Origin of the sequence: Skermanella rosea (assembly GCF_016806835.2) — a bacterium.
GTDB classification, from domain to species: domain Bacteria; phylum Pseudomonadota; class Alphaproteobacteria; order Azospirillales; family Azospirillaceae; genus Skermanella; species Skermanella rosea.
Genome location: NZ_CP086112.1, coordinates 557,769 through 584,703, shown reverse-complemented (window position 1 = coordinate 584,703; position 26,935 = coordinate 557,769). Strand labels below are relative to the sequence as shown.

Sequence of the window (26,935 nt, the reverse complement as noted above, 5' to 3'; positions counted from 1 at the left end):
TCTGGATTGGCAATGCTTCTTCGACTTGAGAAGGTGTCGAAGGTGTTCGGCGGCGTGAAGGCGCTGCAGGACGTCTCCTTCGACGTGGCGGCCGGCGAGGTCCTGTGCCTCGCCGGGGAGAACGGGTGCGGCAAGAGCACGCTGATCAAGATCGTCAGCGGGGTCTACCGCCCCGAGCCGGGCGCCACCCTGCTGTTCGATGGCAAGCCGATGGACGGGCTGACGCCGGGGCAGGCGCGGGCGCTCGGCATCCAGGTGATCTGGCAGGACTTGGCCCTGTTCCCCGAGATGTCGGTGGCGGAGAACATCGCCTTCGAACGCAACCTTGGCGGCGGGCCGCGGCTGGTGAACTACGCGGCGATGCGCGAGGCCGCGGCCGGCATCCTGGCCCGGCTGGGCGTCTCGCTCGACCTGGACCGTCCCTTGCGCGAGCTGTCGATCGCCCAGCGGCAGGTGGTCGCGATCTGCCGCGCGCTGATCGCGGACGCCCGGCTGGTCTTCATGGACGAGCCGACCGCCTCCCTCAGCCAGGCGGAGACCGACGCCCTGCTGGCGATCGTCCGCCGGCTGTCGGCCGACGGCATCGCCGTCGTGTTCGTCAGCCACCGGCTGGCGGAGGTGCTCGACGTCTGCAGCCGGGTCACCGTGCTGCGCGACGGCCGCAACGTCGGCACCTTCCCGACCGAGGGCATGACCCAGACCCGCCTGACCGAACTGATGACCGGCCAGACCTTCGACCAGGCGGTGCGGGCCGCGGACCGTTCCGCGGCGCCGGCCGTGCTGGAGGTGGCGGGGCTGACCCGGCGCGGCGAGTACGAGGACGTCTCCCTCACGGTCCGCCGGGGCGAGGTCGTCGGCATCACCGGGCGGCTGGGCGCCGGCCGGACCGAGCTGGCCCTGTCGCTGTTCGGCATGACCCGGCCCGACGCCGGGGAGATCCGGCTGGACGGCAAGCCGCTCCGCCTGCGCTCCAACCGCGACGCCATCGCGGCCGGCATCGCCTATGTGTCGGAGGACCGGCTGTCGCTCGGCCTCGTCCAGCCGCAGTCGATCGCCGACAACACGGCGCTGCCGGTGCTCGACCGGCTGCTGGGCGCCGGCGGCCTGCTGTCGGAGCGGAAGAAGTCGGCCCTGGTGTCCGAATGGGTCCGGCGGCTGGCGGTCAAGATCGGCCGGCCGGAGGACGCCGTCTCCACCCTGTCCGGCGGCAACCAGCAGCGCATCGTTCTCGCCAAATGGCTGGCGACCGAGCCCAAGGTGCTGATCCTGGACTCGCCGACGGTCGGCGTCGATGTCGGCGCCCGCGCCGGGATCTTCTCGATCGTCCACAAGCTCGCCGAGGAGGGCATGGCCATCATCCTGATCTCCGACGAGATCCCCGAGGTCTATTTCAACTGCGACCGCATCCTGCACATGCGCGACGGGCGCCTGATCGACGAATACCTGCCGGGAGCGGTCCCGATCGACCGGATCGAGAGCCACGTCCATGCGTAACCTCTCCCTGCCCCGGATCGGCACGCCCCATATCGGCACGACCGAACGCTGGCTGATGGCCGTGATCGCCGCGATGTGCCTGTTCCTGGCGCTCACCACCGACAGCTTCTTCACGCTGGTCAACCTGTTCGACCTGCTCAACATCAGTGCCGTCAACGTGATCTTCGCGGCCGGCCTGCTGGTGGTGCTGATCGCGGGCGGCATCGATATCTCGTTCGCGGTCGCGGCTTCCGTGGTCCAGTACCTGACCGCCATCACGGTGGAGCAGTTCGGCGGCGGCAACTGGGCCGTCGGGTTCCTGGTCGCCTCGTTCTACGGCTTCGCGCTGGGCGCGCTGAACGCGACCCTGATCTGGCGGTTCCGGATCATCTCGATCGTCGTGACCATCGCGACGTTCAACCTGTTCTTCGGCGCGCTGATGTTCTTCACCCAGGGCGTCTCGATCTACGACCTGCCGGACTGGTGGCTGGACCGGATCATCCTGGTCGAGTTCGACACCGCCATCGGCTTCGCCGAGCTGACGCTGCCGGTCGCCGTCATGATCGTGGTGGTCGCCGCCACCTGGTTCCTGATCCGCCGGACCACGCCGGGCCGCCAGCTTTATGCCATGGGCGACAATCCGGAAGGCGCGAAGCGGGTCGGCATCAACATCGCCGGCATGCATTACCTGGCCTATGGCTGGCTGGGCGTGACCGCCGGCATCGCCGGGCTGATGCAGGCCCACTACGCACAGGAGGTCGTGCCCAACGCCCTCTACGGCCGCGAGCTGGACGTGCTGGCCGCCGTGGTGCTGGGGGGAGCGCGGCTCGGCGGCGGGCGCGGCACGCTGCTGGGCGCTGTCCTGGGCGTCGCGCTGGTCGCCATCACCCAGAACGGGCTGAACCTGCTGGGCGTCTCGCCCTATGCCTTCAAGATGATCGTCGGCGCCGTGATCCTGGCCGCGATCACCCTGTCGGGCAGCGGCATGACGGCCCTGCTCGGAAGCTTCCGCACCCGTCCGGAAAGGGCCGTGCCATGAGCCGAACCAGCGTGACCGACCCGGCGCCCCGCGCCGCGTCCCTGGGCAGCCGCCTCGCGGCGCTGGGCTCGACCGGGGAGGTCGGCGGGCTGCTGCTGTTCCTGGCCCTCGTGGTCCTGGGATTCAGCCTGGCGACCGACCGGTTCCTGACGGTGCCGACCTTCGCGTCGATCGCCTTCCAGTTGCCCGAGCTGGGGCTGCTGACCCTGGCGATGCTGATCCCGATCCTGTCCGGCGGGCTGAACCTGGCGATCACCTTCACGGCCAACATCTCCGGCCTGGTGCTGGCCTGGGTGCTCCAGGCGAACGGCGGGGCCGAGGCCGGCATGGCGGCCTTCCTGATGGGAGCCCTCGCCGCGGTCGCGGTCGGGGCGCTGGTCGGCTGGGTCATGGGCGCGATCATCGCCTATACCGGCGCGCACCCGATCCTGGTGTCGCTCAGCATGATGATCTTCCTGCGCGGCCTGGGCGAGTTCCTGACCCGCGGCGGCGACATCTCCGGTTTCCCGGAATTCGTCCGGGAGATCGGGCACGGCTGGTTCCTGGGCATCCCCGTGCCCTTGTGGCTGCTGATCGGCTGCGTCGCCCTGTGGCACCTGCTGCTGAGCCGCACCCGGCTGGGCCTGACCATCTACATGGCCGGATCGAACATCGAGGCGACGCGCCATTCCGGCATCGACACCCGCCGCACGCTGATGCTGGTCTATACCCTGTCCGGCGTGATGTGCGGCATCGCCGGCGTGCTGATGCTGGCCCGCTTCAACTCGGTCCGCGTCGGCCACGGCGAGGCCTACCTGCTGATCACGGTGCTGGCCTGCTTCCTGGGCCGGGTCGATCCGTTCGGCGGCTTCGGGCGGGCCCTGCCGGTGGCGCTGGCGCTGCTGATCCTCCAGGTGATCGCGTCCGGCCTGAACCTGCTGGGCGCCAACCAGCACCTGGCGACCGCCCTGTGGGGCGTCTTCCTGATCCTGGTCATGGTGATCCGCTACCTGTGGGCCGGCCGCTCGGCCCGGCGGACCTGACCCTTCCCACCCGATACGTTCCCAAGGAGACCGACATGCAAGGATTCGGCGTTCACACCAGCCTCTGGTCCCTCGACTGGACCCGCAAGGCCGCCGAACTGGCGATCCCGGAGGCCAAGCGCTACGGCCTGGCCTTCGTCGAGATCGCGCTGCTCGACCCGCCCGCCGTCGATGCCGAGCACACCCGCAAGCTGCTGGACCAGCACGAGCTGACGGCGGTCTGCTCGCTGGGCCTGCCCGACGACAGCCGGCCGACCAACAATCCCGGCAAGGCGCTGGAATTCCTGACCATGGCGCTGGACAAGACCGCCGCCACGGGCGCCAAGGCGCTGAGCGGCGTCATCTACGGCTCGATCGGCGAGCGCACCGGCAAACCGCCGACCCAGGCCGAGCTGGACGCGGTCGCGTCCGTGATGGAGAAGGCGGCGGCCCACGCCCGCAAGCTGGGCCTGGAGCTGGGCCTGGAGGCGGTCAACCGCTACGAGAACCACATGCTCAACACGGCGGACCAGACCGTTTCCCTGCTGGAGCGGATCGGCGCCCCCAACGTGTTCGTCCACCTCGACACCTACCACATGAACATCGAGGAGAAGGGCGTCGCCAACGGCATCCTGCGCGCCCGCGAGCACCTGAAATACATCCACCTGTCCGAGAGCGACCGCGGCGTGCCCGGCACCGGCACGGTCGCCTGGGACGAGGTGTTCGGCGCGCTCGCCGCGATCGGCTTCAAGGGCGGCATGGCGATGGAGAGCTTCATCGAGCTGCCGCCGCAGATCGCCACCGCCCTGTCGGTCTGGCGCCCCGTCGCCCGCGACCGCGAGGAGGTACTGGCCGACGGCCTGCCGTTCCTCCGCAACAAGGCCCGGCAGTACGGGCTGATCTAGCTGGTTCTCAGGACGGGTCATACCGAAACAATCGCTACGGTTTCGGTATGACCCGTCCGGATCAGGCTTCAAGCCAGTCTTCGCAGCGAAGCCCGTCCACCCTTGAGAATTCACCAAGGTTGCCGGTAACGACGACCAATCCGCGGCTTCGGGCGTGACCCGCGATCATCAGGTCATAGGGACCGATGATGGTGCCGCTACGTTCGAGGTCGGCGCGGATCTCGCCGTAATGAGCCGCCGCCTCGTCATCGAAGGGCAGTACCTCCAGGCGGGCAACCAAGCGCTCCACCTCATGTCGTTTCTCGATGGGACGTCCGGATTTCGCGGCACCGTGCAGCAATTCGGCCAGCGTCACCGTGGAAATGCAGAGGCTAGCCGATTCCGCGTTGAACCGGATCCTTGCGCTCGGGGGCCGATCGCGAAGGACGCGGATGCAAACATTGGTGTCGAGCATGAAGCGCAGCATCAGAAAGCTTCACGCTCTTGCGTGGCGGGCTGATCCCGGTCCGGAAAATCGACACCGGGAGAGTTGAAGAAATCGTCCCAAAGACTGTCTGCCGGCACGATCACCCGCCGGGACCCTTCACGGAGAATAACGACTTCCCGGACATTCGGCGGAAACGCAACATCTTTTGGAAGCCTTACGGCTTGGCTCCGATTGGAGAGGAAGAGGCTCGTGCGGATAGCCATGGAATGCCTCCTACTGAAATATATCACAACTGTATATCCCGGACGTCTCCGGGACAATGGAATAGAGGATCGTTCCCGCCTCCATCCTGTTTCGCATGGACAGATCGGTATAAACTGATCGGCAAAACAGGGAGGGAACCGTGGCCGACGTTGGGATGCAGACCAAGCCTCTGGCCGAGCCGCCGCCGGAGCCGCCGCCCAGGCCAGCCCCCTTCAGCGCGGCTGAGATCGGGGCGCTGGCGCATCTGTACCGGGGGGAGCTTTACCGCAGCACGGTCTGGCGGACGCGGCTGGACGCCACCACCAACTGGGCGGTGGTGACCACCGGGATCGCGCTGACCCTGACCTACAGCAGCGCGTCGGCGACACCGTTGCCGCTGGTCCTGGTGGGGCTGCTGGTGGCGGTGTTCCTCTATATCGAGGCGCGGCGCTACCGCTTCTTCGATTTCTGGCGGATCCGCGCCCATGTGCTGGAGGTCAACTTCTTCGGCCCGATCCTGCGCGGGCAGGGGGTGCGGACCGACAATGGCTGGAACGAGATCCTGTACCAGGACTACCGGCACCCCAACCTGCACATCACCTTCCTGGAGGCGGCCGGGCGGCGCCTGCGCCGCAACTACGGCTGGATCTTCATGATCCAGGTCGTGGCCTATGTCGGCAAGCTGCTGATCCATCCCATGCCGATCAGCCGCCTGGACGAGCTGTTCGTCCGCGCCACCATCGGCCCGCTGCCCGGTCAGGTCGTCCTGCTCGCCGGCCTCCTCTTCCATGCCGGCTGGATCGCGATCGCCATCCACACCTCGCGGAGCCGGCGCGGTGCCGACCGCGTCCACCCGCCCCGCCCGCCGGTCGACCGCATCCTCCAGCTCGCCCGCGGCACCGACTGACCGGGCGGACCCGGCGGGCGCCGAGTCAGAGCCGGCCGGGACGCAGGTAGACGAACCAGTAGACCAGCGCCACGAGCATTCCGCCGCCGACCACGTTTCCGGCGGTCACCGAGACCAGGACGCGCAGGAAGCTCGACACCGTGACGTCGGCGGGCTGGCGGTCGATCAGGGTCCAGAAATCCGGCTGCGCCATGACGTCGATCAGCACCGCGCACGGCAGATAGAACATGACGGCGATCGCGTGCTCGAATTCGAGCACGTAGAACGCGGCGACCGGCAGCACCAGCGCCATGATGCGATCCGCCGTGGTGCGGGCGCTGTAGGTAAGCCAGACGCCCAGGCAAAGCAGGGTGTTGCCCAGGACGCCCAGCACGAACCCGTCGAACAGGCCCAGGCCGTCGATCTGGGCGGCCGTGCCCAGCAGCCCGGCACCGACGCTGCCCTCCATCCGGGCATGCTGGCCGGCCAGGATCAGGAGCGTCGCGGTCGAGACCGTGCCGACGAGATTTCCGACGAAGACGATGCTCCAGGCCCGCAGCAGTCGGGCGGTCGTCAGGCGTCCGTGCGCCCAGGCCATGACCATCAGGTTGTTCGTGGTGAACAGCTCCGCTCCGCCGACGATGGCGAGGACATAGGCCAGCGAGAACGTCATTCCGCCGGCCAGCTTCACGAGCCCGGGGGTGGAGGTGGTCCCGGCGCCCGCGGTCACCGCGGCGGCGAACGTGGCCCCGAAGGCGACGAAGGCGCCGGCCAGGATACCCAGCACGAGGAGGCTGAGCGAGTCCTGCCCCGCTTTCTCGGCGCCGACCCGCTCGGCCCGTTTCGCCATCTCCTTCGGCAAGAGGGCGTCGATCTGACGTGGCGCGACGCGCCCGTCCCGTTGCCCGAACTCCATGGAAGACTCTCCGGATCATCGCTTCTCTGGGCCGCGGCGGCGCTTCGGCCGGCGGAGCGCCGGGTCAATGGGCCATCAGCACGGGCACGGCCATGTGGCCCAGGATGTGCCGCGTGGCGCCGCCCAGGATCCATTCGCTCAACCAGGACCGCCCATAGGCACCCATGACGATCAGGTCGGCCCCCTCGCGGGCCGCCGCGGCCAGGATGGCGCTTCCCGCATCGGTATCCTCGGCCCCGATCGGCTCGATGGAGACGGGAGCCCCGTGCGACGAGATCGCCCGCTTCAGGTCCAGCGCGGGCCACCGCGTGACGGAGGGGCAGGACGCGCGTCCCCGGCCCTGGAGAACGAGCACCCGCTCCGCGCGGTCGATGAAGGGCAGGGCGCCGTGCAGGGCCGCGGCGGCCTGCCGGCTTCCGTTCCAGGCGACGACGATCGACCGGCCGATCTGGTCGAACCGGCCGGCATTGGGGACGATCAGGACGGGACGGCCGCTCGACAGGACGCAGGTCTCGGGCACGTCGAACCCCACCTCGTCGGAGACCAAGTCCGTCTGCTCGACGATGGTGAGGTCGTGGTACCGGGCCGCCACGCTCAGCACCTCCGCCGCGTCGCCTTCCGCCACCTGCCAGTCGCAGGGCACTTCGGCGGCCTCCGCCAGGGCGCGGAACCGCCGCTCCGCCTCGGCGGCGAGCGCGTAGGACCGCTCGATCCGGGCGGCGGAAGCGCCGCCCTCGCCGGGGAACAGGAGCTTAAGCATCGATACGTCCCGCAGCGTCGAGATGCCGGTCAGGCGGGCGCCATGGGCCTTGGCCAGGGCCACGGCGGTCGCCTCGTGCGGGGACGACGTCTCCAGCGGCTTCACATGCACGAGAATGTTCCGGAACATCTTGTCTTCCTTCCCTGGTTCGTTTCGATTCTTTCCGGCCGCGCGCGGCTCAGCCCGGCATGGGGACCGCACCGGCACCCTCCAGCGGCGTCGGTCCCTCCAGGGGAACCGTGAGCACGTCGCAGGGCATGTCGAGCAGGAGGCGTTCGGCCACGCTGCCGAGCAGCAGACGCTCCATCGGCCCTCTCGTCCGCGTGCGCGTGCCGACCACGCCGAGTTCGGCCCCGAAGGCCCCGGCCGCGTCGAGGATCGCCTGGGCAGGCGATCCCCGCTCGACGACCGGAAGGAAGCCGTTCGGGGCGAGCCCCGCCCGTCGGGCGATCCCGCGCAGGAGGGCTTCGCACTTCCGCGCCAATTCGGCACGATGCCGCTCGGCTGCCGCGGCGTCTCCCAACTGCCGAAGCCCGACGGAGTCGTCGGCGACATGCATCGCGTACAGGGTCTGGCCGCCGGCCAGCCCGTGCGCCTGCTCCAGGATGCTCGCCGCCTCCGCGGTCAGATCCAGCGCCGCGAGGGTGCACGGGTAGTCTCCCGGCAGGGAACGCTTGACCACGAGTATCGGCGTGGTCGCGTTGCGGACCACGCGCTCCACCGTCGTGCCTACGAGGACGTCTTGCAGGATGGCGCGGCGGTGCGCGCCCAGCACGATCAGGTCGGCCTGCTCCTCGCGCGCAACGGCCAGGATCTCCCGGAAGTCCAGGCCCCCGGAGACACGCACGACGATGCGGTCGCGGGGAAGGACGTCCAGCCGCGCCGCGGTGCCCTCCAGCGCGCGGAGCGCCAAGCTCCGTTCCTCTTGGAAGATCGGGGCGGGAAGCTCATCGTCGACCACGTTCAGCAAGACCAAGCGGGCATCCATACGGGCCGCCAGATATGCGGCCTGTGCGACGGCGCGATCGCTTCGGGGCGAAAGGTCGGAGGCGACGAGAAAGACCCTCATGAAAGGCGGCTCCGGCTGACGGTATCGAGCGGGGCATCATGCCCTCAAGACATCAGCTTCCAGATTTGGCGGCCTTGACATGGATCAAGGCATCACAAACCGGCTCTGTCACCATCAGCCGGCATGAACCACCCTGAACCCGCCCGAAGCCATGCTGACGAGACCCCTTATGACCGTGCAGGAGGTTGCCGACCTTCTGAAGATTTCCGATGACACCGTGCGCGAGTGGATCCACGACAGGTCCCTGCGCGCCATCAAGTTCGGGCGGGAATGGCGCATCGTCGCGCGGGACCTGGAGAGCTTCCTCAACGCCCGTGCCAATCGGCCGGAAGGCGACGGCCCGTAGGCTTTGCCGGCGGCCGCGGCGTGCCTTGCGAAAAGCCTCGCGAAAGGGGGACGTGTGGAGTTCCTGCACCAATCGATCTTCTACGAGATGGCGGCGCTCCTGGCGCTCGCCTCGGTGGTCGGGCTGGCTGGGCTGCTGCTGCGCCAGCCCTTGATCGTCAGCTTCATCGCGGTCGGCATCATCGCCGGACCCGACGCGTCGGGGCTGGTCCAATCGATCGAGCATATCGAGCTGCTGGCCGAGATCGGCATCGCGGTCCTGCTGTTCCTCGTCGGCCTCAAGCTCGACGTGCAGCTCGTGCGCACGCTGGGCGCCGTGGCGCTGGCGACCGGCCTGGGCCAAGTCGCCTTCACCTCCGTCTTCGGCTTCCTGATCTGCCTGGTGCTGGGGTTCGACGCGGTCACCAGCGCCTATGTCGCCGTGGCCCTGACATTCTCCAGCACGATCATCATCGTCAAGCTGCTGTCGGACAAGCGCGAGATCGATTCCCTGCACGGGCGCATCGCGCTGGGTTTCCTGATCGTCCAGGACATCGCGGTGGTGCTGGCGATGGTGGTCCTGTCCGCCTACGGCGTCGGGGCGGGGGGGGGCAGCCGGTCGGGCCTCGGCATCGTGGGGGCGGTCGGCAGCGGCGCGCTGCTGCTGGGAGCGGTCGGCCTGTTCATCCGCTTCGGGGCCGAGCGGCTGCTGGCACGGATAGTCACCCTGCCGGAACTGCTGGTGACCTTCTCCATCGCATGGGCCGTGCTGCTGGCCGCGGTCAGCGACTGGCTGGGCTTCGGCAAGGAGCTGGGGGGCCTGCTCGGCGGTGTCTCCATCGCTTCCACCAGCTTCCGGGAGGCGGTCGCCTCGCGCCTGGCCAGCCTGCGCGATTTCCTGCTGCTGTTCTTCTTCATCGGCCTTGGTGCCCGGCTGGAGCTGGGCGTACTCGGCGACCAGCTCGGCGCATCGCTCATCCTGGCGCTCTTCGTGCTGATCGGCAATCCGCTGATCGTGCTCGCCATCATGGGCTACATGGGCTATCGCAAGCGGACCGGGTTCATGGCCGGGCTGACGGTGGCGCAGATCAGCGAGTTTTCGCTGATCTTCATGGCGATGGGGGTGTCGCTGGGGCATGTCAGGCCCGAGGCGATGGGGCTGGTCACCCTGGTCGGCCTCGTGACGATCACGCTGTCCACTTACATGATCGTCTATTCGCAGCCGCTCTACGGGCTGGTCGAGAAGCTGCTCGGCCCGTTCGAGCGCGCGGTGCCGCATCGGGAGGAGGCGGCCGACGCCGCCGACCCGGGCGGCGCCTACGACGTCGTCCTGTTCGGCCTGGGCCGTTACGGACGGGAGATCGCGAAGGGACTGACCGGGAGGGGCATGTCCGTGCTCGGCGTCGACTTCGACCCCGATGCCATGGCCCGATGGCGCAGGCGCGGCCTGCCGGGAATCTACGGCGATGTGGGCGACCCGGAATTCCTGGAGCATCTGCCGCTGAGGCGCAGCGCATGGGTGGTGGTGGCGATCCCCGCGCATCCGCAGACGATCAGCCATCACGACTTCCGGCTCTCCCTGCTGCAGTCGCTGCGGAGGGCGGGTTTCGCGGGGCGGGTGGCGCTGACCGGTGCCGACGGCGCCGACAGGGAGCATCTCCTGCTCGCGGGCACCGACCTGGTCATCAGCCCCTTCGAGGATGCCGCGGCCCGGGCGGTCGAGCGGATCGCCGACGCTCCGCCGGAACGAACCGGCGGCGCCTCCGCCCCGGCCGGACGCGCTATGCCGCCACCATCGGTCGCCCGCGGGTGATCCGCTCCACCGAGTTCGCGAAGTCGCCGTTCCCGGAGCCCTCGACGAATTCGACATGGATCCCGTCGGCGTCGGTATCCCGGACCGTGATGCCGATGCCGGTGCCGTCGCGCAGGTCCAGGCGGCCGATGGTCCCGACCGCGGCAGCGCCGGCGGTCGAAAGCAGGGCGCCGGCGGCGGACAGGTCGAGGATGCGGGCCTGCCGCTCCGAGCCTTCAAGGGTCACCGTGCAGGGCTCGTCCACCCGGAAGCGCGGCAGGCGCCGGCGGTCGGTCACGACGGTCGAGGTGCGGACCACGCGGACCAGCGCCGCCCGCAGGTCGGCGGTGGCATGGGCGACCTCGCCCATGCCGGCCTTGACCTGCACCGCCTGCCGCCCGGTCTCGGACGCCTCGTGCGAGACGTCGGCGATGCGGGCCGAGACCTCCTGGGCCGCGACCGAGGTTTCGGCGACGCTCCGGCTGATCTCCCGCGTGGCGGCGGACTGCTCCTCCATCGCAGCGGCGATCCCCCCGGAGATCTGGTCGATCTCCGCGATGGTGGCGCCGATCCGTTCCACCGCGTCGACGGCCGTCCCGGTCACCGACTGGATCTCGGCGATCTGGCGGGTGATCTCCTCGGTGGAGCGGGCGGTCTGGTTGGCCAGATTCTTGACCTCGCTCGCCACCACGGCGAATCCCTTGCCCGCCTCCCCGGCGCGGGCGGCCTCGATGGTGGCGTTGAGGGCCAGCAGGTTGGTCTGCCCTGCGATGTCCTGGATCAGGTTGACCACGTCGCTGATCGAGGCCACCGCGTCGGACAGGGAGCGGATCGTCTCCCGGGTGTGGCGCCCATCCTCGACGGCGCGGCGGGTCACGGTGCCGGCGGCCGCGACCTGGGTCGTGATCTCCTGGATCGAGGCCGAGAGCTGTTCGGTGGCGGCGGCCACGGTCTGGGCGTTCGCCAGGGCCGCGTCGGCGGCGGACGACACGCTCCCCGCGTTGAGGCTGACCCGCTCGGCCGAGGCGGCCATGCCGTCCGCATCGGCCGCCATGGAGCCGGTGCGCATCGCGACCTGCTCGACCGCGTGGCCGGCCTCCCGCTCGACCGTGTCGGCCATGGCCAGGAGGGCGGCGACCCGATCGGCCTCCGCCTTGCGGTCCAGCTCCGCCCGCGCCTGGACGCCGTAGAGCAGGTGAGCCCACATGGTCCGGAGCTGGGCGGTGACCCGCCGGAACTCGCGCGTGCGGGGCAGGTCGATGCGGTGGTGGGCGTCGCCCGCCGCGATCGCCTGGAAATGGACCTCCAGCCGGCCGACCGGGCGTTGGATCGCGCGCACCAGGCCGTAGGCGAAGAGGGCGGTGATCGCGATGCACAGGGCGACCAGCCCGATCACCGCCTGGAACCGGATCCGGAAGCTCTCCTGCGCGCTCCGGGTTTCCGCCTCGGACACGCGGAGCTGGAGGTTGATCAGTTCGGCCAGCTTCTCGGTCACGGGATCGATGGTCTGGTACAGGCGCGACCTGACGAACCCGTCCAGCCCGGCCGAGTCGCGCGCGGCCAGCAGGCGGGCCAATTCCTCGACCGCCGTGTCGGCGGCCGTCATCAGCCGCCGCGCCTGCTCGACGAGGGCCGCTTCCTCGGCGGTCAGCAGCGTGTCGAGGTAGGTCTTCCAAAGGCTCCGGATCTCGCTCCGGGCGGCCGCGACGGAGGCGGCCCCCTCGTCCCATCCGAAGTTCCCGTTGTTCACCTTGTGGGAGGCATCGACCACCGAGACCGCGTAGGCGTCGGAGATCCGCTTGAGGTCGCGGAGCGGCACGACCCGGTCGGCATAGACGGTCTGGAGCCTGCCGTTCGATCCTTCCATGCCGCCCAGGCCCAGCCAGCCGACCGCGATCATCATGGCGATGATCAGCGCGAAGGACGCTACCAGGCGTACGCGCAGGCCATGCCAAGCGGCGGCGGCGCGGGCCGCCATGCCGGTCCCGACGATCTCGCCCTCTTCCAGCGCCATGGCGCCGGCGCGGCCCTCGCGCAGGGCCGCGTAACCCGCCTCGGCTTGCCCGACCTCTTCCCGGGTCGGCTTCGACCGGATCGACACGTAACCCGTGACCGCGCCTCCCTCGACCACGGGCGTGACGTTGGCCCGCACCCAGTAATGGTCGCCGGATCGGGTCCGGTTCTTGACCATCCCTTCCCAGGACCGCCCGGCCTTGATGGTCCGCCAAAGATCGGCGAAGGCGTCGGCGGGCATGTCGGGATGCCGGATGATGTTGTGGGGTGCTCCCAGCAACTCCTCCTCGGAGAAGCCGCTTATCTCCGAAAAGGCACGATTCACGAAGGTGATCGTGCCGGCAAGATCGGTGCGGGACACCAGGAGCTGTCCGTCCGGAAAATCGACTTCCCGGCCTGTCACATTAGCTTGCAGGGGCAATCCGCGTCACTCCCCGGGGTTGAGATTCGCTGAAATTATGACAACATTTCTTAACAATGCATGTATCGTTTCCCGACCACTCAACGTATTTTTTTGTTTTCACGATGAGTTGTCGAGAAATATGCTAAGCAACAAGAACAGCAATAACGTCACACACCCCGAAACACAGCACCAAAAGTATCCAGCCCATGGTCCGAATAGGCACATTTTCCTGATGTCCGAAATCCCCGGCAGACGTGCGGAGTTGCTGACCGACGCCCAGGTCCGGGACTGCCTGCGCTGGTGCGGCGAGCGCAGGCGCTATCCCCATCGCGACCGCGTCGCGGTGCTGCTGAGCGTCCGCGCCGGCCTGCGCGCGATGGAGATCGCCAGGCTCCGCCGCGCCCACGTCATGACCGCCGCCGGCGATATCGGCGACGAGATCGTGCTGGAGGACGGGATCTGCCGGAAGGGTGCCGGCCGGGTCATCCCGATGCACCGCGACCTGCGCGCCCATGTGGCCACGCTGTTCGGCATGGTTCCCGGCGGCCCGCCCGATCCGCTGATCCTGTCGGAGCGGGCGATGCGCAGCAACCCGGAGGACCCGGACGACACCCGCCCGGTCTGCATGGCACCGAATTCGATCGTGCTGATGTTCCGCCAGATGTATGGTGAGCTTGGGCTGACCGGCTTCTCCAGCCATTCCGGCCGCCGCACCTTCATCACGTCGGCCGCCCGCCTGATCACCCGGGCCGGAGGTTCCCTGCGCGATGTCCAGCAACTGGCCGGCCACACCAGCCTGGCCTCCACCCAGAGCTATGTGGACGGCAGCGATGATGCCAAGCGACGGGTCATCAAGCTCCTGTGACCTCTCCGGGACAGTGGTCCGGACCCTGGACGCCGACGCGGCCCGGGCCGCCGTCCCGGACCTGTGCGACGTCCTGCTGGACTGCGTCCATGGCGGCGCCTCGGTCAGCTTCATGGCGCCGCTGCCGCGGGAAAAGGCCGAAGCCTTCTGGAACGGCGTCGCCGCCGGAGTGGCCCGCGGCGACCGCGCGCTCGTGGTCGCCGAAACCGACGACAGGACGGGCGCCGGGGCGGGATCGCGGCGGATCGTCGGCACCGTCCAGATGGTCCCGGCGCCCCAGGACAACCAGCCGCACAGGGCCGACATCGCCAAGCTGCTGGTCCATAGCGGCGCGCGGGGCAGGGGGGTCGCCGCCGCCCTGATGGCCGAGGCGGAGAACGCCGCCCGCCGGGCCGGCCGCACCCTGCTGGTGCTCGACACCGTCAGCGACAGCGCGGCGGCGCGGCTCTATGCCCGCCTGGGCTGGACCGCCGCCGGCAGCGTGCCGGATTATGCGCTCTATCCCGACGGGCGGCCCTGCCCGACGACCTTCTTCTACAAGCGGGTCTGAGGCGCCGCCTTCCTCAATACCTCCAGCGGACCCCCGCCGTGAGGGAGTTGGCTCCGCCCGCGTCGCCCATCAGGCCGAACGCCGGGGAGCGGTGGTGCAGGCGGGCCACCGCGCTCCACGGCCGGGCGGGCGGCCCGACCTCGGCCTCGATCACCCAGTAGACCAGCCAGTGCTCGGTGGAGCCGTTCATCGCCACCTCCTCGGCCGGTTTCCGCGTCGCGTAGGACAGGCCCAAGCCGTAGGCGACTCCCGTGTGGACCGACTCGCTCCAGGGGAACCGAAGCCAGCGGGCGACCGGCAGGGCGTTGAATTCCCAGTGGCGCTCGTTGCCGAAATGGCGGACCACCTGGCCTTCCAGGTCGATCTCGGCATGGCGGCCGAACTCCCACACCCGGCGCGACGCAGCGACTCCCACCAGGTAGGAGTCGCGCCAGGTCAGGTCCTCCGCGGTCAGCAGTTCCTCGAAGGAGTTGTCGGTCAGCCGGGCTCCGAACAGCGTGAGGGCGTCGGGCGGGCGCGGATCATCCGGGACCGCCGCCTGGGCAGGTGCCAGCGACAGCATCGAAGCCAGAGCGGCGCGAGCCAGCACCGTGGCGATGTTCATGGTATCGTCTTCCGCAGCGAAACAGCAGCGTCCGCATATTGATCGGCCGCCGTCCCTTGCAAGGCGGACGGTAGAGGCGTGGCGGGAGTACGGGCAGGTCCGGTTCCGTGCGGAGAGCGCCCGGCAACGGGCGTCCCTGCCGCGATCGGGCATTGATAATTCATGGAAGGGCTGTCGGACCGCCGGTGCGCCGATGCAGCCTGTGCCTGTACACTATCAGCGCCCACGGCCAGACCCCCTGCCCGAAAGGCAGGAGGTCTGGCTGCGGTAAGGGGCGGCGGCCGATCATGATGTACCATCGTAGGTCGGCCTCGGCCGAAGGCCGACGCCGACAGCGCGGCCCACACGTTGATGCGGAGTGTCGGCGTTCGCCGTAAAGGAGGGGCGTGTCGTCGTTGTTAAAATCCCGACCTGCGGGGCTGCGGATTGCATCTTCGCCGGCCGCTCGACTTCATCGGCTTTTATTTGCGTGCATCCATGGATGATTCCAGGATGCCCCAATGCGCCTCTCTCCGGATTGCGGAATTATGGTAAATAAAGTGGCGTCGGATACCGGACGCGCGAGGTGAGCGATGGAAACGGTCGGGGGATTGCTGCGTCGGTTCATCGGGGCGGCAGGGTTGCTGCTCGCTACGGCCGCGGCGCCGGCCGTGGCGGACGAGACCTGCATGTCGCCCTTCATGCCCAAGATCACAGGGCAGGAGGATTACGTCTATGTCTGGACCCTGGGCGTCGAGGGGATGGGCGACGGGTCGGACAAGCTGGTGACCGTCGATGTCCGGCCGGGCTCGGCGACCTATGGCAAGGTGATCGCCAGCGCCTCGGTCGGCAGCCGCAACGAGGCGCACCATGGCGGCTTCACCGACGACCGGCGCTATTTCTGGACCAGCGGGCTGGATACCAGCCGGATCTTCGTCTTCGACATCCACACCGATCCGGCCCGCCCGAAGCTGGAGCGGACGATCGAGGATTTCGTCGAAGCCAGCGGCGGCGTGGTCGGGCCGCACGGCGCTTATGCCCTGCCCGGGCGCATGCTGATGTCGGGGCTGTCCAACGCCAAGGACGGGGGAGGGCGCACCGCCCTGGTCGAATACACCAACGACGGCCGGTTCTTGGCCGCCCATTGGATGCCGACCGCCGAGGACCCCCGCGGAGCCGAGATCGAGAGCGTCGCGGACGGCTACGGCTACGACCAGCGCGTCCTGCCGCGCAAGAACGCGTTGCTGACCTCGTCCTTCACCGGCAAATCCAACTACATGAGGGACTTCGGCGAGATGCTGAAGGACCCGGAGGCCATGAAGCAGTTCGGCCAGACCGTGGTGCTGTGGGACTTCCACGAGCGCAAGCCGCGCAAGGTTTTCCACGTGCCCGGCGCGCCGCTGGAGATCCGCTGGGCCTGGGGGCCGACCCACGACTACGCCTTCACCACCACGGCGCTGACCTCCAAGATCTGGCTGATCCACCTGGACACCGACGGCGAGTGGAAGGCCAAGGCGGTGGCCGACGTCGGCAATCCGTCCGACATCCCGCTGCCGGTGGACATCAGCCTCAGCGCCGACGACAGAACCCTGTTCGTGGACACCTTCATGGACGGCAAGGTCCGGGTTTTCGACGTCGGCGATCCCCACGCGCCGAAGCAGATCTACGAAGAAACGATCGGCAAACAGGTCAACATGGTCTCCCAGTCCTGGGACGGCCGGCGGGTCTATTTCACCACCTCGCTGCTCGCCAACTGGGACAAGAAGGGCGCCGACAACGACCAGTTCATCAAGGGCTACGACTGGGACGGCAAGCGGCTCCACCACCGCTTCACCATCGACTTCAACGCCGAGAAGCTGGGCCGGCCGCACATCATGCGGCTGGGCGCCGCCAGCCTCTACGCGAACTGAGCGGGAGGGAGCGCCGTGCGCGCCCTTGTCCTAGCAACGCTCGCCGCGGCGGCCTGCCTCCATATGGCGCCGGCCTTCGCCGATCCCGGGCACCATCCCGGCGGGTTCGACTACGATCCGCCGGAGCCGGGCACCTACCGCCTGCCGCCGCTCGCCCCGGCCGCGGACGGGACGGCCCTGGACGAGACCGGGGCGGTGCGCGGCCTGCACGACCTGATGGCGGGCAGGGTGACCGTCCTCGGCTTCATCTATACCCGGTGCGGCGACGTCTGCCCGCTCGGCACCCTGATGATGCGCGACCTGCACGAGGCGACGGCCGCGGACGCCGGCCTGGCCGCCGGGGTGCGGCTGGTCACCATGAGCTTCGATCCCGGCTACGACACGCCGGAGGTCATGGCGGCGCAGGCCCGGGCGCTGCGTGCCCCCGGGGGCGCCGACTGGCAGTTCCTGACCGCCCGCGGCCGGCCGGAGCTGGAGGAGGTCCTGGCCGCCTACGACCAGCGGGTGCTGCGCAAGGCCGACCCGGACGATCCCGGCGGGCCGCTGGCCCACCAGCTGCGGGTCTACCTGATCGACGGCGAACGCCGGATCCGCAACATCTACAGCCTGGATTTCCTGGATCCGCGGCTGGTCCTGGCCGACATCCGCACCCTGATGCTGGAGGACGCGGCGCGCCACTGATGCGCGGGACGGCCTATGCCGGACCGGGAAGCGCGAATTGCCTGTCGGCCCAGGCGACCGCCGCGGCGGCGTCGCGGCCATGGGCGTCGGCGCCGATCCGCCTCCACAGGTCGGGGCAGCGGTTGAAAGGATAGCCCCCGACGATGATCCGGGTGCCGTCGCACTCCGGATCGGCCCTCAGGGCCTCGATCAGGGCGGCGGCCTTCGGCAGGTTCGGAGCGATGGTGACGGACAGGGCCAGGAGCTCCGGCTTCTGCGTCTCCACGGCCTTGACGATGTCGCCCACGGGAACGCTGGCGCCCAGGTAGGTGGTTTCCCAGCCGTTCAGGGTGAAGACGTCGCCGACCATGTGCAGGCCGATCTCGTGCAGTTCCCCGTCGATGCAGACGGCGAGGAGGCGCCGCCCGTTGCCCGAGCGGCAGGCGGCATAGGGCTGAAGCTGGGCCAGGATCGACTGGGTGGTCGTCGTGACGAAATGCTCCTGCGGGATGGTGAGCCGGCCGGTCATCCAGAGCCGGCCCACCTCGTGGAGGCAGGGCTGGAGGACGTGCAGGTAAAGTTCGGTCAGCGGGATGCCGGTGTCGGCGGCGTTGATGATCAGGTCCGTGGCGCCCTGCCGGTCCTGGTCGAGCAGCAGCGTCAGATACGCCTGCGCCAGGGTCCGGTGCGGATTGTTCTCCGCGAGCCGGCTCGCGGGGACGTCCTCCATGCTGTCCATCAGCCGCAGGCTGTCGGCCAGGTACTCGGCCGGCAGGGCGTCGCCGCGCTCGGTGAAGATTTCCAGGAGCGTTTCCAGCGTTCCGGCCAGGTCGGCGACGTCGAGGTGGTGACAGATGAAGATCGACCGGAGCCATTCCGTGTAATTGCGGAACAGTTCCAGGCTGCCGGTGGTGGTGGCGGCCTCCAGGTAAAGCAGCGTGTACTGCATGTCCTCGACGCAGCGCCGGCGGCCCGTGTCGCCGTACCGCTGCGCCATCTCGGGATGCCGGAGCCAGTAACGCAGGACGGCTCGCTCCGCGAAGGCGCGACGCTGCGGATCCGAACCGGCATCGAAGATCAGTCCCATGCTCTCTCCCGGACGGCACGCCTTTGGGGGCCGCCCCGCGCGTACCGTACCGTACATATGGGGACGGTTCGCCCGGGCGGAACCCGCTGTCCTTAAGTGCTTGATCCGCCTGAACGGATGACAGGGGACACGGCTGGGGCTAGCCTGTCCGTGCCGGCCCGCAAGAATGGCCGGGTCAGAAAAAGAGAAAGGGAGACCATGGCGAAGAGCCTGGACGAGCGTTTCGGACCCATCGTCGTCGAGGACGCCGATGACATCGGCAGCAATGATTCGACCAATACCCCGTTCCTGGAAATCTCCGGGATACGGGCCGGCAGGCGCGACCTGCTGAAAGGCCTGCTCGGCACCACGACCGCGCTGGGCGCCGCCTTCGCGACGGGAGCCGCCGGCGCCGTGCTTCGGCCGTCCGACGCGGCGGCGCAAGGGGCGTCCACGCTCACCTTCACGCAGCCCAGGCATGTCATCCTGGACACCCACCAGGTGGCTCCCGGCTACGACGTCGACCTGCTGATCCGCTGGGGCGACAAGGTGATGCCCGACGCGCCGGCGTTCGACCCGAAGAACCTGACCGGCGCCGCGCAGGAGAAGCAGTTCGGCTACAACTGCGACTATATCGGCTACCTGCCGCTTCCCCATGGCTCCGGCAGTTCCGAGCATGGGCTTCTCGGCATCAACCACGAATACACCGCACCCGAGCTGATGTTCGCCGATTGGCTCCAGGCCGGCGCGGACGGGAAGCGCAAGGAGCGGGGCACCACCCCGGAGGAAACCAAGGTCGAGATGGCCGCGCACGGCCACACCGTGATTGAGGTCAGGAAGGAGAACGGGCGCTGGGCCGTGGTCGACGGCAGCCCCTATGCCCGCCGGATCACCATGAACACGGCCTGCCGCATCTCCGGCCCGGCCGCCGGGCACGCGCGCATGCGGACCGGCGCCGACCCGGCCGGCACCACGGTGTACGGCGTGCTCAACAACTGCGCCGGCGGCAAGACGCCGTGGGGCACCATCCTGATCTCGGAGGAGAACTTCAACGGCTACTTCGGCGGCGGCGATCCGGACTCGTCGCCGCAGGCCAAGCACTACAAGCGCTACGGGATCTCGGCGGAGTCGCGATACTGGTGGCACGAGACCGTCGACCGCTTCGACCTGGGCAAGGAGCCCAACGAGTCCAACCGGTTCGGCTGGATGACCGAGTACGACCCCTACGACGCCGCGTCGGTGCCGGTGAAGCGGACGGCGCTCGGCCGGTTCAAGCACGAAGGCGCGACCAGCATCCTCAACAAGGACGGCCGCGTCGTGCTGTATTCGGGCGACGACGAGCGGTTCGACTATCTCTACCGCTTCGTCACGAAGGGCACCTACGATCCCGACGACCGGGCCGCCAACCGCGACCTGCTGGACGAGGGAACCCTGTCGGTCGCCAAGTTCGGCGACGACGGCACCCTGGAGTGGCTGCCGCTGGTCCACGGGCAGGGACCGCTGACCGCGGCCAACGGCTTCGAGAGCCAGGCCGAGGTGCTGATCGAGACCCGGCGCGCCGCCGACCTGGTCGGCGCCACGCCGATGGACCGGCCGGAGGACGTGGAGCCGAACCCGGTCAACGGCCGCGTCTACGTCATGTGCACCAACAACACGCGGCGCAAGGCAGGCCAGGTCGACGCGGTCAACCCGCGTCCCGAGAACCGCCACGGCCAGATCGTCGAGCTGATCCCGCCCGGCGGCACCGGCCGGGAGGCCGACCACGCGGCCGGGACCTTCCGGTGGGACCACGTGCTGCTGGCCGGCAATCCCGCCTCGGAAAAGGACAAGGCGGCCTACCACCCGGCAACGGACGTGTGGCTGTCCTCGCCGGACAACTGCGCCTTCGATCCGCAGGGACGGCTGTGGATCTCGACCGACCAGGGCGAGGCACAGGCGAAGAACGGCATCCCGGACGGCATGTACGCCTGCGACCTGGAAGGGCCGGGGCGGGCGCTGGTGAAGTTCTTCTTCGGCTGCCCGGCCGGGGCGGAGATGTGCGGGCCGGAATTCACCCCCGACGGGAAGACGCTGTTCCTGGCCGTGCAGCACCCGGCCGAGGGCGAGGACTCGACCCTGGAGAACCCGCTGACCCGCTGGCCCGACTTCCAGCCCGGCATGCCGCCGCGCCCGTCGGTGGTGGTCGTCACCAAGCAGGACGGCGGCCCGGTCGGAAGCTGAATCGTGGGCCCGCCGCCGGAATATTCCGGCGGCGGGCCCATTGTCGCGCACCAACTATTTACCCCTTTGCGCGGGAAGCTATAGTTGCTACCCCGAGTATAGTGCCCTTTCCGAGCCTGACCTCGAACAAGGCTTGGTCAAGTGGATCGGCGGTGAGACCTGATGTGGAATTCGAGAGCTGATGTCTGATACTCCGGACGGGAACACCGCCCGGTCGCCCGGATCGCGCTCCCCCCGCCCTTCGCCGTCCTTCCGCGTGCGGACATGGCTGGTGCTGCTGGTGACCGCCTGCGTCCTGCCGCTCGCGCTGTTCTGCATGCTGCTGCTTTATCAAGACGCGAAGGATCAGGCCGGCCTGATCACCCGGCAGGTCCAGGACAGGGCGAGGCTGCTCGCGGAGGACATCGACCGCGAGGTCTCCCGGATCGTCGCCGGGGCGGAGGTCCTGGCGACGGCCGGCACGCTGATCGACGGCAACTTCGAGGCTTTCTACCGGCGCGCCGTCCAGGTGCGCGACCTGCTCGGCACCAACATCCTGGTCCGCGACCTGACGAGCCAGCAACTCGTCAACACGCGCGTGCCGTGGGGCACGCCCCTGCCGCGCAACGACAGCTTCGAAGTGGACCGGCGGGCGATCGAGACCGGCGAGCCGCAGGTCTCCGGCCTGCTGACGGGGGCCGTCGCCAGGACGCCGCTGCTGATCGTGGTCGTCCCGGTCCCCCGTGGCGGCGAGCCCCGCTACCTCCTCAGCCTGACCATCGGGCTGGACCGGCTCCAGGCTATCATTTCCCCCGAGCGCCTCCCCGAGGGCTGGGTGGCGGGCATGGTCGATCGCGACGGCATCCTGATCGGCCGCTCGCACCGGCCCCGGGAGTTCGTCGGCACCCGGCTCCGGGACGACCTGTGGGCCAGGATGAGGGACCTGCCGCAAAGCATCCAGTCCGCGGAGAGTCTGGACGGCGTCCCGTCGTTGCAAGCCTACCAGCGTTCCGAGGTTGCCGGCTGGCTGGTCGGGGTCAGCGTTCCCGAGTCCCTGGTGGCGGCGCCGTGGCGGCGGACCCTGGCGCTTTTCGCGGGCGGCGGCGCACTCCTTTTCCTGATCGGGCTCAGCGTCGCCCTGCTCGTGGGTCGCCGGCTGGCGCACCAGATCGCCGATCTCGCCGGTTCCGCCGAGGCGCTCGGTGCCGGCCGGCCGGTCGCCGTTCCGGGCCGAGGCGTCGTGGAGATCGAGGCGATGGGTGACGCCCTGCGCGGCGCGGCTGATCTGATCGGGAAGCGCGAGGCAGCATTGACGGAGAGCGAGGCCCGGTTGCGGCGCGTCGTGGAAGGGGCTCCCTTCCCCATCATCGTGCATGCCGAAGGCGGGGAGATCGTGCATGTCAGCCGGACGCTGATCGAGGCGACCGGCTACCGGCGCGACGAGATCGCCACCCTGGAGGGCTGGGAGAGGCGCGCCTTCGTCGCCGAAGGGCGGGACGGGACCCTCGGCACCGCCCGGGTGGTCGCGCTGGACCGTCCGATCGACGAAGGGGAGTTCCAGGTCCGGACGGCGGACGGCCGGACGCGCGTCTGGTCGTTCCGTTCCGCCAAGATCGGGCGCGACAGCCGGGACCGGCGGCTCGTGGTCACCATGGCCGCCGACCTGACCGAGCGCAAGGAGGCCGAGGCGAGCCTGCACCTGCTGATGCGGGAGGTGGACCACCGCGCCAAGAACGCCCTCGCCGTCGTGCAGTCGATCATGCAGTTGAGCCGGTCCGACGACCCGGCCGCTTTCATCGAGGCCGTCCAGGGCCGCGTCGCGGCGATGGCCCGCGTCCACACCCTCCTTGCCACGACCCGCTGGTCGGGTGCCGACCTGGAAGTCATGCTCCAGGCGGAACTGGAGGCGCTTGCCGGCAACGGCCGCGTCGGCCTGTCGGGAACCCCGGTCTCGGTCGTGGCGGAGGCCGCGCAGGCGATCTCGATCGTGCTGCACGAACTGGCGACCAACGCCGCCAAGCACGGCGCGCTCTCCGTTCCCGCGGGGCGGGTCGCCGTCTCCTGGTCGGTCGACCCCGGGGACGGGAAGCTCGTCGTCGACTGGCGGGAGGAGGGCGGGCCGCCGGTGTCCCCGCCGACGCGATCCAGCTTCGGGACCTTCGTGATCGACCGGACGATCAAGGGGCAGCTCCGGGGCGACCTGTCCCGCGACTGGCGCCGGACCGGGCTGTGCCTGCGGATGACGCTTCCGCCGGACTGCTTCCGGACGAGCGGGGTGCGAGCCCCGGCCCTCCCGGCGGCGCCCCGGCCGGCCGAGGACCAGCCCCGGAAGCCCATCAGGAACGCCGCGGTGATGATCGTGGAGGACGAGGCGCTGACCGCCACGGCGATGGCGCGGGAACTGGAGACGGCGGGATACCGCGTGCTCGGCCCGGTCGGGCGCCTGCAGGAGGCGATCGAGCTGGCGCGCACCTCCCGGCCGGACGCGGCCGTCCTGGACGTCAACCTGTTCGGCCAGCCCTCGTACCCGGTCGCCTCCGTGCTGGACGACATGGGGGTGCCGTTCCTGTTCTGCACGGGATACGGCTCGCTCAACGAACCGGACGGCCGCTTCGACAAGGCGGCGGTCCTGACCAAGCCGGTCAGCCCCACCCTCCTGAGGGATGCCGTCGCATCGCTGCTGACCGCCGGCGTGGACACGGAGGTGGGCTGACGCGGTCCCGGCGGCCCCATGGAACTCGGCATCCCGCAGGGGGTTGGCTGGATATCGTTCATCCTGCCGCCGAAAGAGGCCCATCATGGAAACCGCTCCCGTCGTCTGCGTGACCGGCGCGTCCGCCGGCATCGGCCGTGCCATCGCCCTCGCCTTCGCCGCCGAATGGGGCGCCTCGATCGGCCTGATCGCCCGGTCGAAGGAAGCGCTCGACGAAGTCGCCCGGGAGGTCGAGCGGCTGGGCGGGGAAGCGCTGGTCCTGCCCCTGGACGTCGCGGACGAAGCGGCGGTCCACGACGCCGCCGACCGGATCGAGCGCGAGCTGGGGCCGATCGACGTGTGGGTCAACAACGCGATGGTCACCGTGTTCGGGCGGGTCCGCGACCTCGAGCCCGAGGAGCTGCGCCGGGTGACCGAGGTGACCTATCTCGGGTCGGCCTTCGGCATCCAGGCGGCGTTGCGCCACATGTCCGGGCGGGACCGCGGGACGGTGATCCAGATCGGCTCGGCCCTGGCCTACCGCTCGATCCCGCTCCAGGCGGCGTACTGCGGCGCCAAGGCGGCGATCCGCGGCTTCATCGACGGGCTCCGATCGGAGCTGATCCACGACGGCAGCGGTGTCAGGATCTCGATGGTCCAGCTTCCGGCCGTGAACACGCCGCAGTTCGACTGGGCGCGCAGCCACATGCCCCGGCGCGCCCGCCCCATGGGCAAGATCTTCCAGCCGGAGGACATCGGCCGCGCCGTCGTCCGGGTGGCGGAGCGGCCCCGGCGGGAGGTCTGGCTGGGCGCCTCCGCCATGCAGGCGATCCTGGGCAACTACGCGCTGCCCGGCTTTGCAGACCGCTACCTCGCGGACAACGCGGTGGAGGGGCAGCTGACGGCCGAGCCGGAAAGGCAGGGCCGCCCCGACAACCTGTTCGAGACGGTGCCCGGCCTGCACCGGATGCGCGGCCGCTTCGGCCTGCCGCGCCACCATCTGCGCCTGACCTCCAGCGGCGGCGCCGCGCGCGCCGCGAGCTTCGCCGCGGGCGTGGCGCTGGTCGGCGGGCTGGGCTTCCTGGTCCACGCCGCGCTGACCGGGCCGCGCCGCTGAACATCCTTTCCCCGCGCCGACCGGTACGGTTCGCCCCCGGCTAAGGCCCCCCGGGGCCTGGCGCCGGGGCGCGCTCGCCAACTCATCGTAAAACCTGCTTTTCAAGATGAGTCATTCCGTGGGTTCGCGGTCCCAGGATCACGGCTGTCCGGGACGGTTGTTGAACACTGCGCAAAAGACTGAGCTGTGGGCGGAAGCGCCCCCTTTTCGTCATACCCGGACTTGATCCGGGCATCTCCCTGCACGGCGGCGCTGATGGCGTCTGCAAGCGATGACCGGGTCAAGCCCGGTCATGACGATGAACGAAGGAACGCTCCACCAGAAGAGCCCTCTCTGATTGAGCCAGCAATCACCGTGCCGGACAGCCGCAGGGCCGCGGGAGGCGCCTTCCCGAATTCGGCCGGACGCGGTGAACCGATTGACGTTCCAATCCGTTTCACCGGTCATGCGGAGTTCTGCGCGGCGGAAGCGCCTCCCGGCCATTCAATCGAACAGGGAGTCATGCGTGCCCGAGCCGGTACCGACGAAGAAGCTGCAGACCGGTATCCCTGAACTGGACCTGGTCCTGCGGGGCGGCCTGCCGTACCACAGGCTGCACCTGCTCGAAGGGGCTCCCGGTGCCGGCAAGACCACCATCGCCCTCCAGTTCCTGCTGGAAGGGCGCCGGATGGGCGAGCGGGGGCTATACATCACCCTGTCGGAATCCACCGAGGAACTGGTCGCCTCCGCCGCCAGCCACGGCTGGTCGCTGGACGGCATCGACCTGTTCGACCTGATCCCGATCGAAGCGGAACTGGACCGTCAGCAGTCCGTGCTCTACCCGGCGGAGGTCGAGCTGGGCGAGACGATGCGGCTGATCACCGACCGCATCGCCGTCGACAAGCCCGACCGCGTGGTGATCGACAGCCTGTCCGAGCTTCGGCTGATCGCGCAGGACCAGCTCCGCTACCGCCGGCAGATCCTGGCGCTGAAGCAGGCGCTCCAGGGCCGCCGCTGCACGACGCTGGTGCTGGACGACCTGACCAGCCATCTCGGCAGCAAGGAACTGCACAGCCTGATGCACGGCGTCATCTCCCTGGAGATGATCGAGCGGAACTACGGCGCGTCGCGCCGCCGGCTGCGGGTCGCCAAGATGCGCGGCGCCGACTACCAGAGCGGCTGGCACGATTTCGCGATCACGTCGGGCGACGTGCTGGTGTTCCCCAGCCTGATCTCCGAGGAACACCGCGCCGAGTTCGGTACCGCCGACATGTCCAGCGGCCTCAAGGAACTGGACGACCTGCTCGGCGGAGGGCTGACCCGCGGCACCACCACCATGCTGGTCGGCCCGTCGGGCGTCGGCAAATCGTCGCTGGCGCTGCAATACGCGATGTCGGCCGTCCGGGCCGGCGAGCACGCCTCCTACTTCTCCTTCGACGAGACGTTCGGCACCCTGTCGGACCGCAGCGCCGCGCTCGGCATCGACATCGCCGGGCCGGTCGGGTCGGGGCGGCTCGGCTGGCACCGGGCCAGCCCGTCGCGCCTGTCGCCCGGCGAGTTCGTCTGGCAGGTCCGCCGGCAGGTCGAGGACTTCGACGCGCGCGTCGTCGTGATCGACAGCCTCAATTCCTATATCAACACCATGCCGGAGGAGACCGCGCTGATCCTCCAGCTGCACGAACTGCTGAACTACCTGAACAACAAGGGAGTCGTGACCATCCTGATCCTGGCCCAGCAGGGCATCGTCGGCAACGTCGAGAACCCGGTGGACCTGTCCTTCATCAGCGACACCGTCGTGCTCCTGCGGTTCTTCGAGGCGGGCGGCGAGGTCCGCAAGGCGATCTCGGTGGTCAAGAAGCGCTCCGGCATCCACGAGCTGGCCATCCGTGAATTCCAGCTTTTCCCCAACGGCATGCGGGTGGGGCCGAAGCTTCTGAACTTCCGCGGAGTCCTGACCGGCATCCCGAGCCTGGAGGGCGCCCTGACGCCCCTGCCCGGCGGCGAAGGAGAGGGCGGCTGAACGATTCCCTCCCACCGGCTCCGATTCTGGTCCTGGCCCCGAA

At 69.3% G+C, this 26,935-nt stretch carries 23 protein-coding genes; 15 read left to right on the top strand and 8 right to left on the bottom strand.

Going from position 1 to position 26,935, the window contains the following annotated elements; genetic code table 11:
* Window positions 1-12: 12 nt before the first annotated feature.
* The 4 genes from JL101_RS31195 to JL101_RS31180 are packed head-to-tail and all read left to right on the top strand — an operon-like array spanning window position 13 to window position 4,418.
* Window positions 13-1,494 carry a sugar ABC transporter ATP-binding protein gene (locus tag JL101_RS31195; protein WP_203101837.1) on the top strand — a complete coding sequence of 494 codons (1,482 nt, stop codon included), beginning with the start codon at window positions 13-15 and terminating at the stop codon, window positions 1,492-1,494.
* Entirely contained in the window at window positions 1,487-2,512 is a 1,026-nt protein-coding gene (locus JL101_RS31190; protein ID WP_203101836.1) for an ABC transporter permease, read from the top strand. The genes JL101_RS31195 and JL101_RS31190 overlap by 8 nt, the downstream gene beginning before the upstream one ends.
* Entirely contained in the window at window positions 2,509-3,534 is a 1,026-nt protein-coding gene (locus tag JL101_RS31185) for an ABC transporter permease (protein ID WP_203101835.1), read from the top strand. The genes JL101_RS31190 and JL101_RS31185 overlap by 4 nt, the downstream gene beginning before the upstream one ends.
* A 35-nt stretch (window positions 3,535-3,569) precedes the next feature.
* On the top strand, window positions 3,570-4,418 hold the full coding sequence (locus JL101_RS31180; RefSeq protein ID WP_201082897.1) for a sugar phosphate isomerase/epimerase family protein: 849 nt from the start codon (window positions 3,570-3,572) through the stop codon (window positions 4,416-4,418).
* Window positions 4,419-4,479: 61 nt separating this feature from the next.
* Here the strand turns inward: JL101_RS31180 and vapC are convergent, their stop codons facing one another.
* Both vapC and vapB read right to left on the bottom strand, forming a co-directional pair.
* A complete protein-coding gene (gene vapC / locus JL101_RS31175; RefSeq protein ID WP_203101834.1) occupies window positions 4,480-4,884 on the bottom strand; it encodes a type II toxin-antitoxin system tRNA(fMet)-specific endonuclease VapC in 405 nt (134 codons plus the stop codon).
* A complete protein-coding gene (gene vapB / locus JL101_RS31170) occupies window positions 4,884-5,108 on the bottom strand; it encodes a type II toxin-antitoxin system VapB family antitoxin (protein ID WP_211111273.1) in 225 nt (74 codons plus the stop codon). The genes vapC and vapB overlap by 1 nt, the downstream gene beginning before the upstream one ends.
* A gap of 140 nt (window positions 5,109-5,248) precedes the next feature.
* Here vapB and JL101_RS31165 point away from each other — a divergent pair, with 140 nt between their 5' ends.
* On the top strand, window positions 5,249-5,995 hold the full coding sequence (locus JL101_RS31165) for a DUF2270 domain-containing protein (RefSeq protein ID WP_407697452.1): 747 nt from the start codon (window positions 5,249-5,251) through the stop codon (window positions 5,993-5,995).
* A 25-nt stretch (window positions 5,996-6,020) separates the two neighbouring features.
* On the opposite strand, the gene JL101_RS31160 is transcribed toward JL101_RS31165, so the two are convergent.
* The 3 genes from JL101_RS31160 to JL101_RS31150 all read right to left on the bottom strand — a co-directional run bounded on the left by JL101_RS31160 (window position 6,021) and on the right by JL101_RS31150 (window position 8,719).
* The gene (locus JL101_RS31160; protein ID WP_203101832.1) at window positions 6,021-6,890 is read right to left on the bottom strand and encodes a formate/nitrite transporter family protein; all 870 of its coding nucleotides are present in this window, start codon (window positions 6,888-6,890) and stop codon (window positions 6,021-6,023) included.
* 64 nt (window positions 6,891-6,954) lie between these two features.
* Window positions 6,955-7,779: a universal stress protein gene (locus tag JL101_RS31155; RefSeq protein ID WP_203101830.1), complete on the bottom strand. Its 825-nt coding sequence runs from the start codon at window positions 7,777-7,779 to the stop codon at window positions 6,955-6,957.
* A gap of 49 nt (window positions 7,780-7,828) precedes the next feature.
* Window positions 7,829-8,719, bottom strand: coding sequence for a universal stress protein (locus JL101_RS31150; RefSeq protein ID WP_203101828.1), 891 nt, complete (start codon window positions 8,717-8,719; stop codon window positions 7,829-7,831).
* Between the two features lie 169 nt (window positions 8,720-8,888).
* Here JL101_RS31150 and JL101_RS31145 point away from each other — a divergent pair, with 169 nt between their 5' ends.
* Both JL101_RS31145 and JL101_RS31140 read left to right on the top strand, forming a co-directional pair.
* On the top strand, window positions 8,889-9,065 hold the full coding sequence (locus tag JL101_RS31145; RefSeq protein ID WP_323374748.1) for a helix-turn-helix domain-containing protein: 177 nt from the start codon (window positions 8,889-8,891) through the stop codon (window positions 9,063-9,065).
* 87 nt (window positions 9,066-9,152) lie between these two features.
* A complete protein-coding gene (locus tag JL101_RS31140; RefSeq protein WP_203101889.1) occupies window positions 9,153-10,856 on the top strand; it encodes a cation:proton antiporter in 1,704 nt (567 codons plus the stop codon).
* On the opposite strand, the gene JL101_RS31135 is transcribed toward JL101_RS31140, so the two are convergent.
* A complete protein-coding gene (locus tag JL101_RS31135; RefSeq protein ID WP_228435564.1) occupies window positions 10,825-13,209 on the bottom strand; it encodes a methyl-accepting chemotaxis protein in 2,385 nt (794 codons plus the stop codon). The genes JL101_RS31140 and JL101_RS31135 overlap by 32 nt on opposite strands.
* A gap of 274 nt (window positions 13,210-13,483) precedes the next feature.
* Between JL101_RS31135 and JL101_RS31130 the strand changes: the two genes are divergently transcribed.
* The gene (locus JL101_RS31130) at window positions 13,484-14,116 is read left to right on the top strand and encodes a tyrosine-type recombinase/integrase (protein WP_203101822.1); all 633 of its coding nucleotides are present in this window, start codon (window positions 13,484-13,486) and stop codon (window positions 14,114-14,116) included.
* Entirely contained in the window at window positions 14,085-14,666 is a 582-nt protein-coding gene (locus JL101_RS31125; protein ID WP_407697458.1) for a GNAT family N-acetyltransferase, read from the top strand. The genes JL101_RS31130 and JL101_RS31125 overlap by 32 nt, the downstream gene beginning before the upstream one ends.
* 13 nt (window positions 14,667-14,679) lie before the next feature.
* On the opposite strand, the gene JL101_RS31120 is transcribed toward JL101_RS31125, so the two are convergent.
* Window positions 14,680-15,270: an NUDIX hydrolase gene (locus JL101_RS31120; RefSeq protein WP_203101811.1), complete on the bottom strand. Its 591-nt coding sequence runs from the start codon at window positions 15,268-15,270 to the stop codon at window positions 14,680-14,682.
* Between the two features lie 572 nt (window positions 15,271-15,842).
* On the opposite strand from JL101_RS31120, the gene mtoX reads away from it, so the two are divergent.
* Both mtoX and JL101_RS31110 read left to right on the top strand, forming a co-directional pair.
* Window positions 15,843-17,159, top strand: a complete 1,317-nt coding sequence (gene mtoX, locus JL101_RS31115; protein WP_203101809.1) for a methanethiol oxidase — start codon at window positions 15,843-15,845, stop codon at window positions 17,157-17,159.
* Between the two features lie 15 nt (window positions 17,160-17,174).
* On the top strand, window positions 17,175-17,840 hold the full coding sequence (locus JL101_RS31110) for an SCO family protein (RefSeq protein ID WP_203101807.1): 666 nt from the start codon (window positions 17,175-17,177) through the stop codon (window positions 17,838-17,840).
* Window positions 17,841-17,853: 13 nt separating this feature from the next.
* On the opposite strand, the gene JL101_RS31105 is transcribed toward JL101_RS31110, so the two are convergent.
* Window positions 17,854-18,906: a cobalamin B12-binding domain-containing protein gene (locus tag JL101_RS31105; RefSeq protein WP_203101805.1), complete on the bottom strand. Its 1,053-nt coding sequence runs from the start codon at window positions 18,904-18,906 to the stop codon at window positions 17,854-17,856.
* Window positions 18,907-19,104: 198 nt separating this feature from the next.
* On the opposite strand from JL101_RS31105, the gene JL101_RS31100 reads away from it, so the two are divergent.
* From JL101_RS31100 to JL101_RS31085, 4 genes are all read left to right on the top strand, one after another.
* Window positions 19,105-21,105 carry a PhoX family protein gene (locus JL101_RS31100; RefSeq protein WP_203101803.1) on the top strand — a complete coding sequence of 667 codons (2,001 nt, stop codon included), beginning with the start codon at window positions 19,105-19,107 and terminating at the stop codon, window positions 21,103-21,105.
* A 181-nt stretch (window positions 21,106-21,286) separates the two neighbouring features.
* Window positions 21,287-23,797, top strand: coding sequence for an HWE histidine kinase domain-containing protein (locus JL101_RS31095; protein WP_203101801.1), 2,511 nt, complete (start codon window positions 21,287-21,289; stop codon window positions 23,795-23,797).
* 85 nt (window positions 23,798-23,882) lie between these two features.
* A complete protein-coding gene (locus JL101_RS31090; RefSeq protein WP_203101799.1) occupies window positions 23,883-24,893 on the top strand; it encodes an SDR family oxidoreductase in 1,011 nt (336 codons plus the stop codon).
* Window positions 24,894-25,398: 505 nt separating this feature from the next.
* Window positions 25,399-26,892, top strand: coding sequence for an ATPase domain-containing protein (locus tag JL101_RS31085; protein ID WP_203101797.1), 1,494 nt, complete (start codon window positions 25,399-25,401; stop codon window positions 26,890-26,892).
* Window positions 26,893-26,935: the final 43 nt, after the last annotated feature.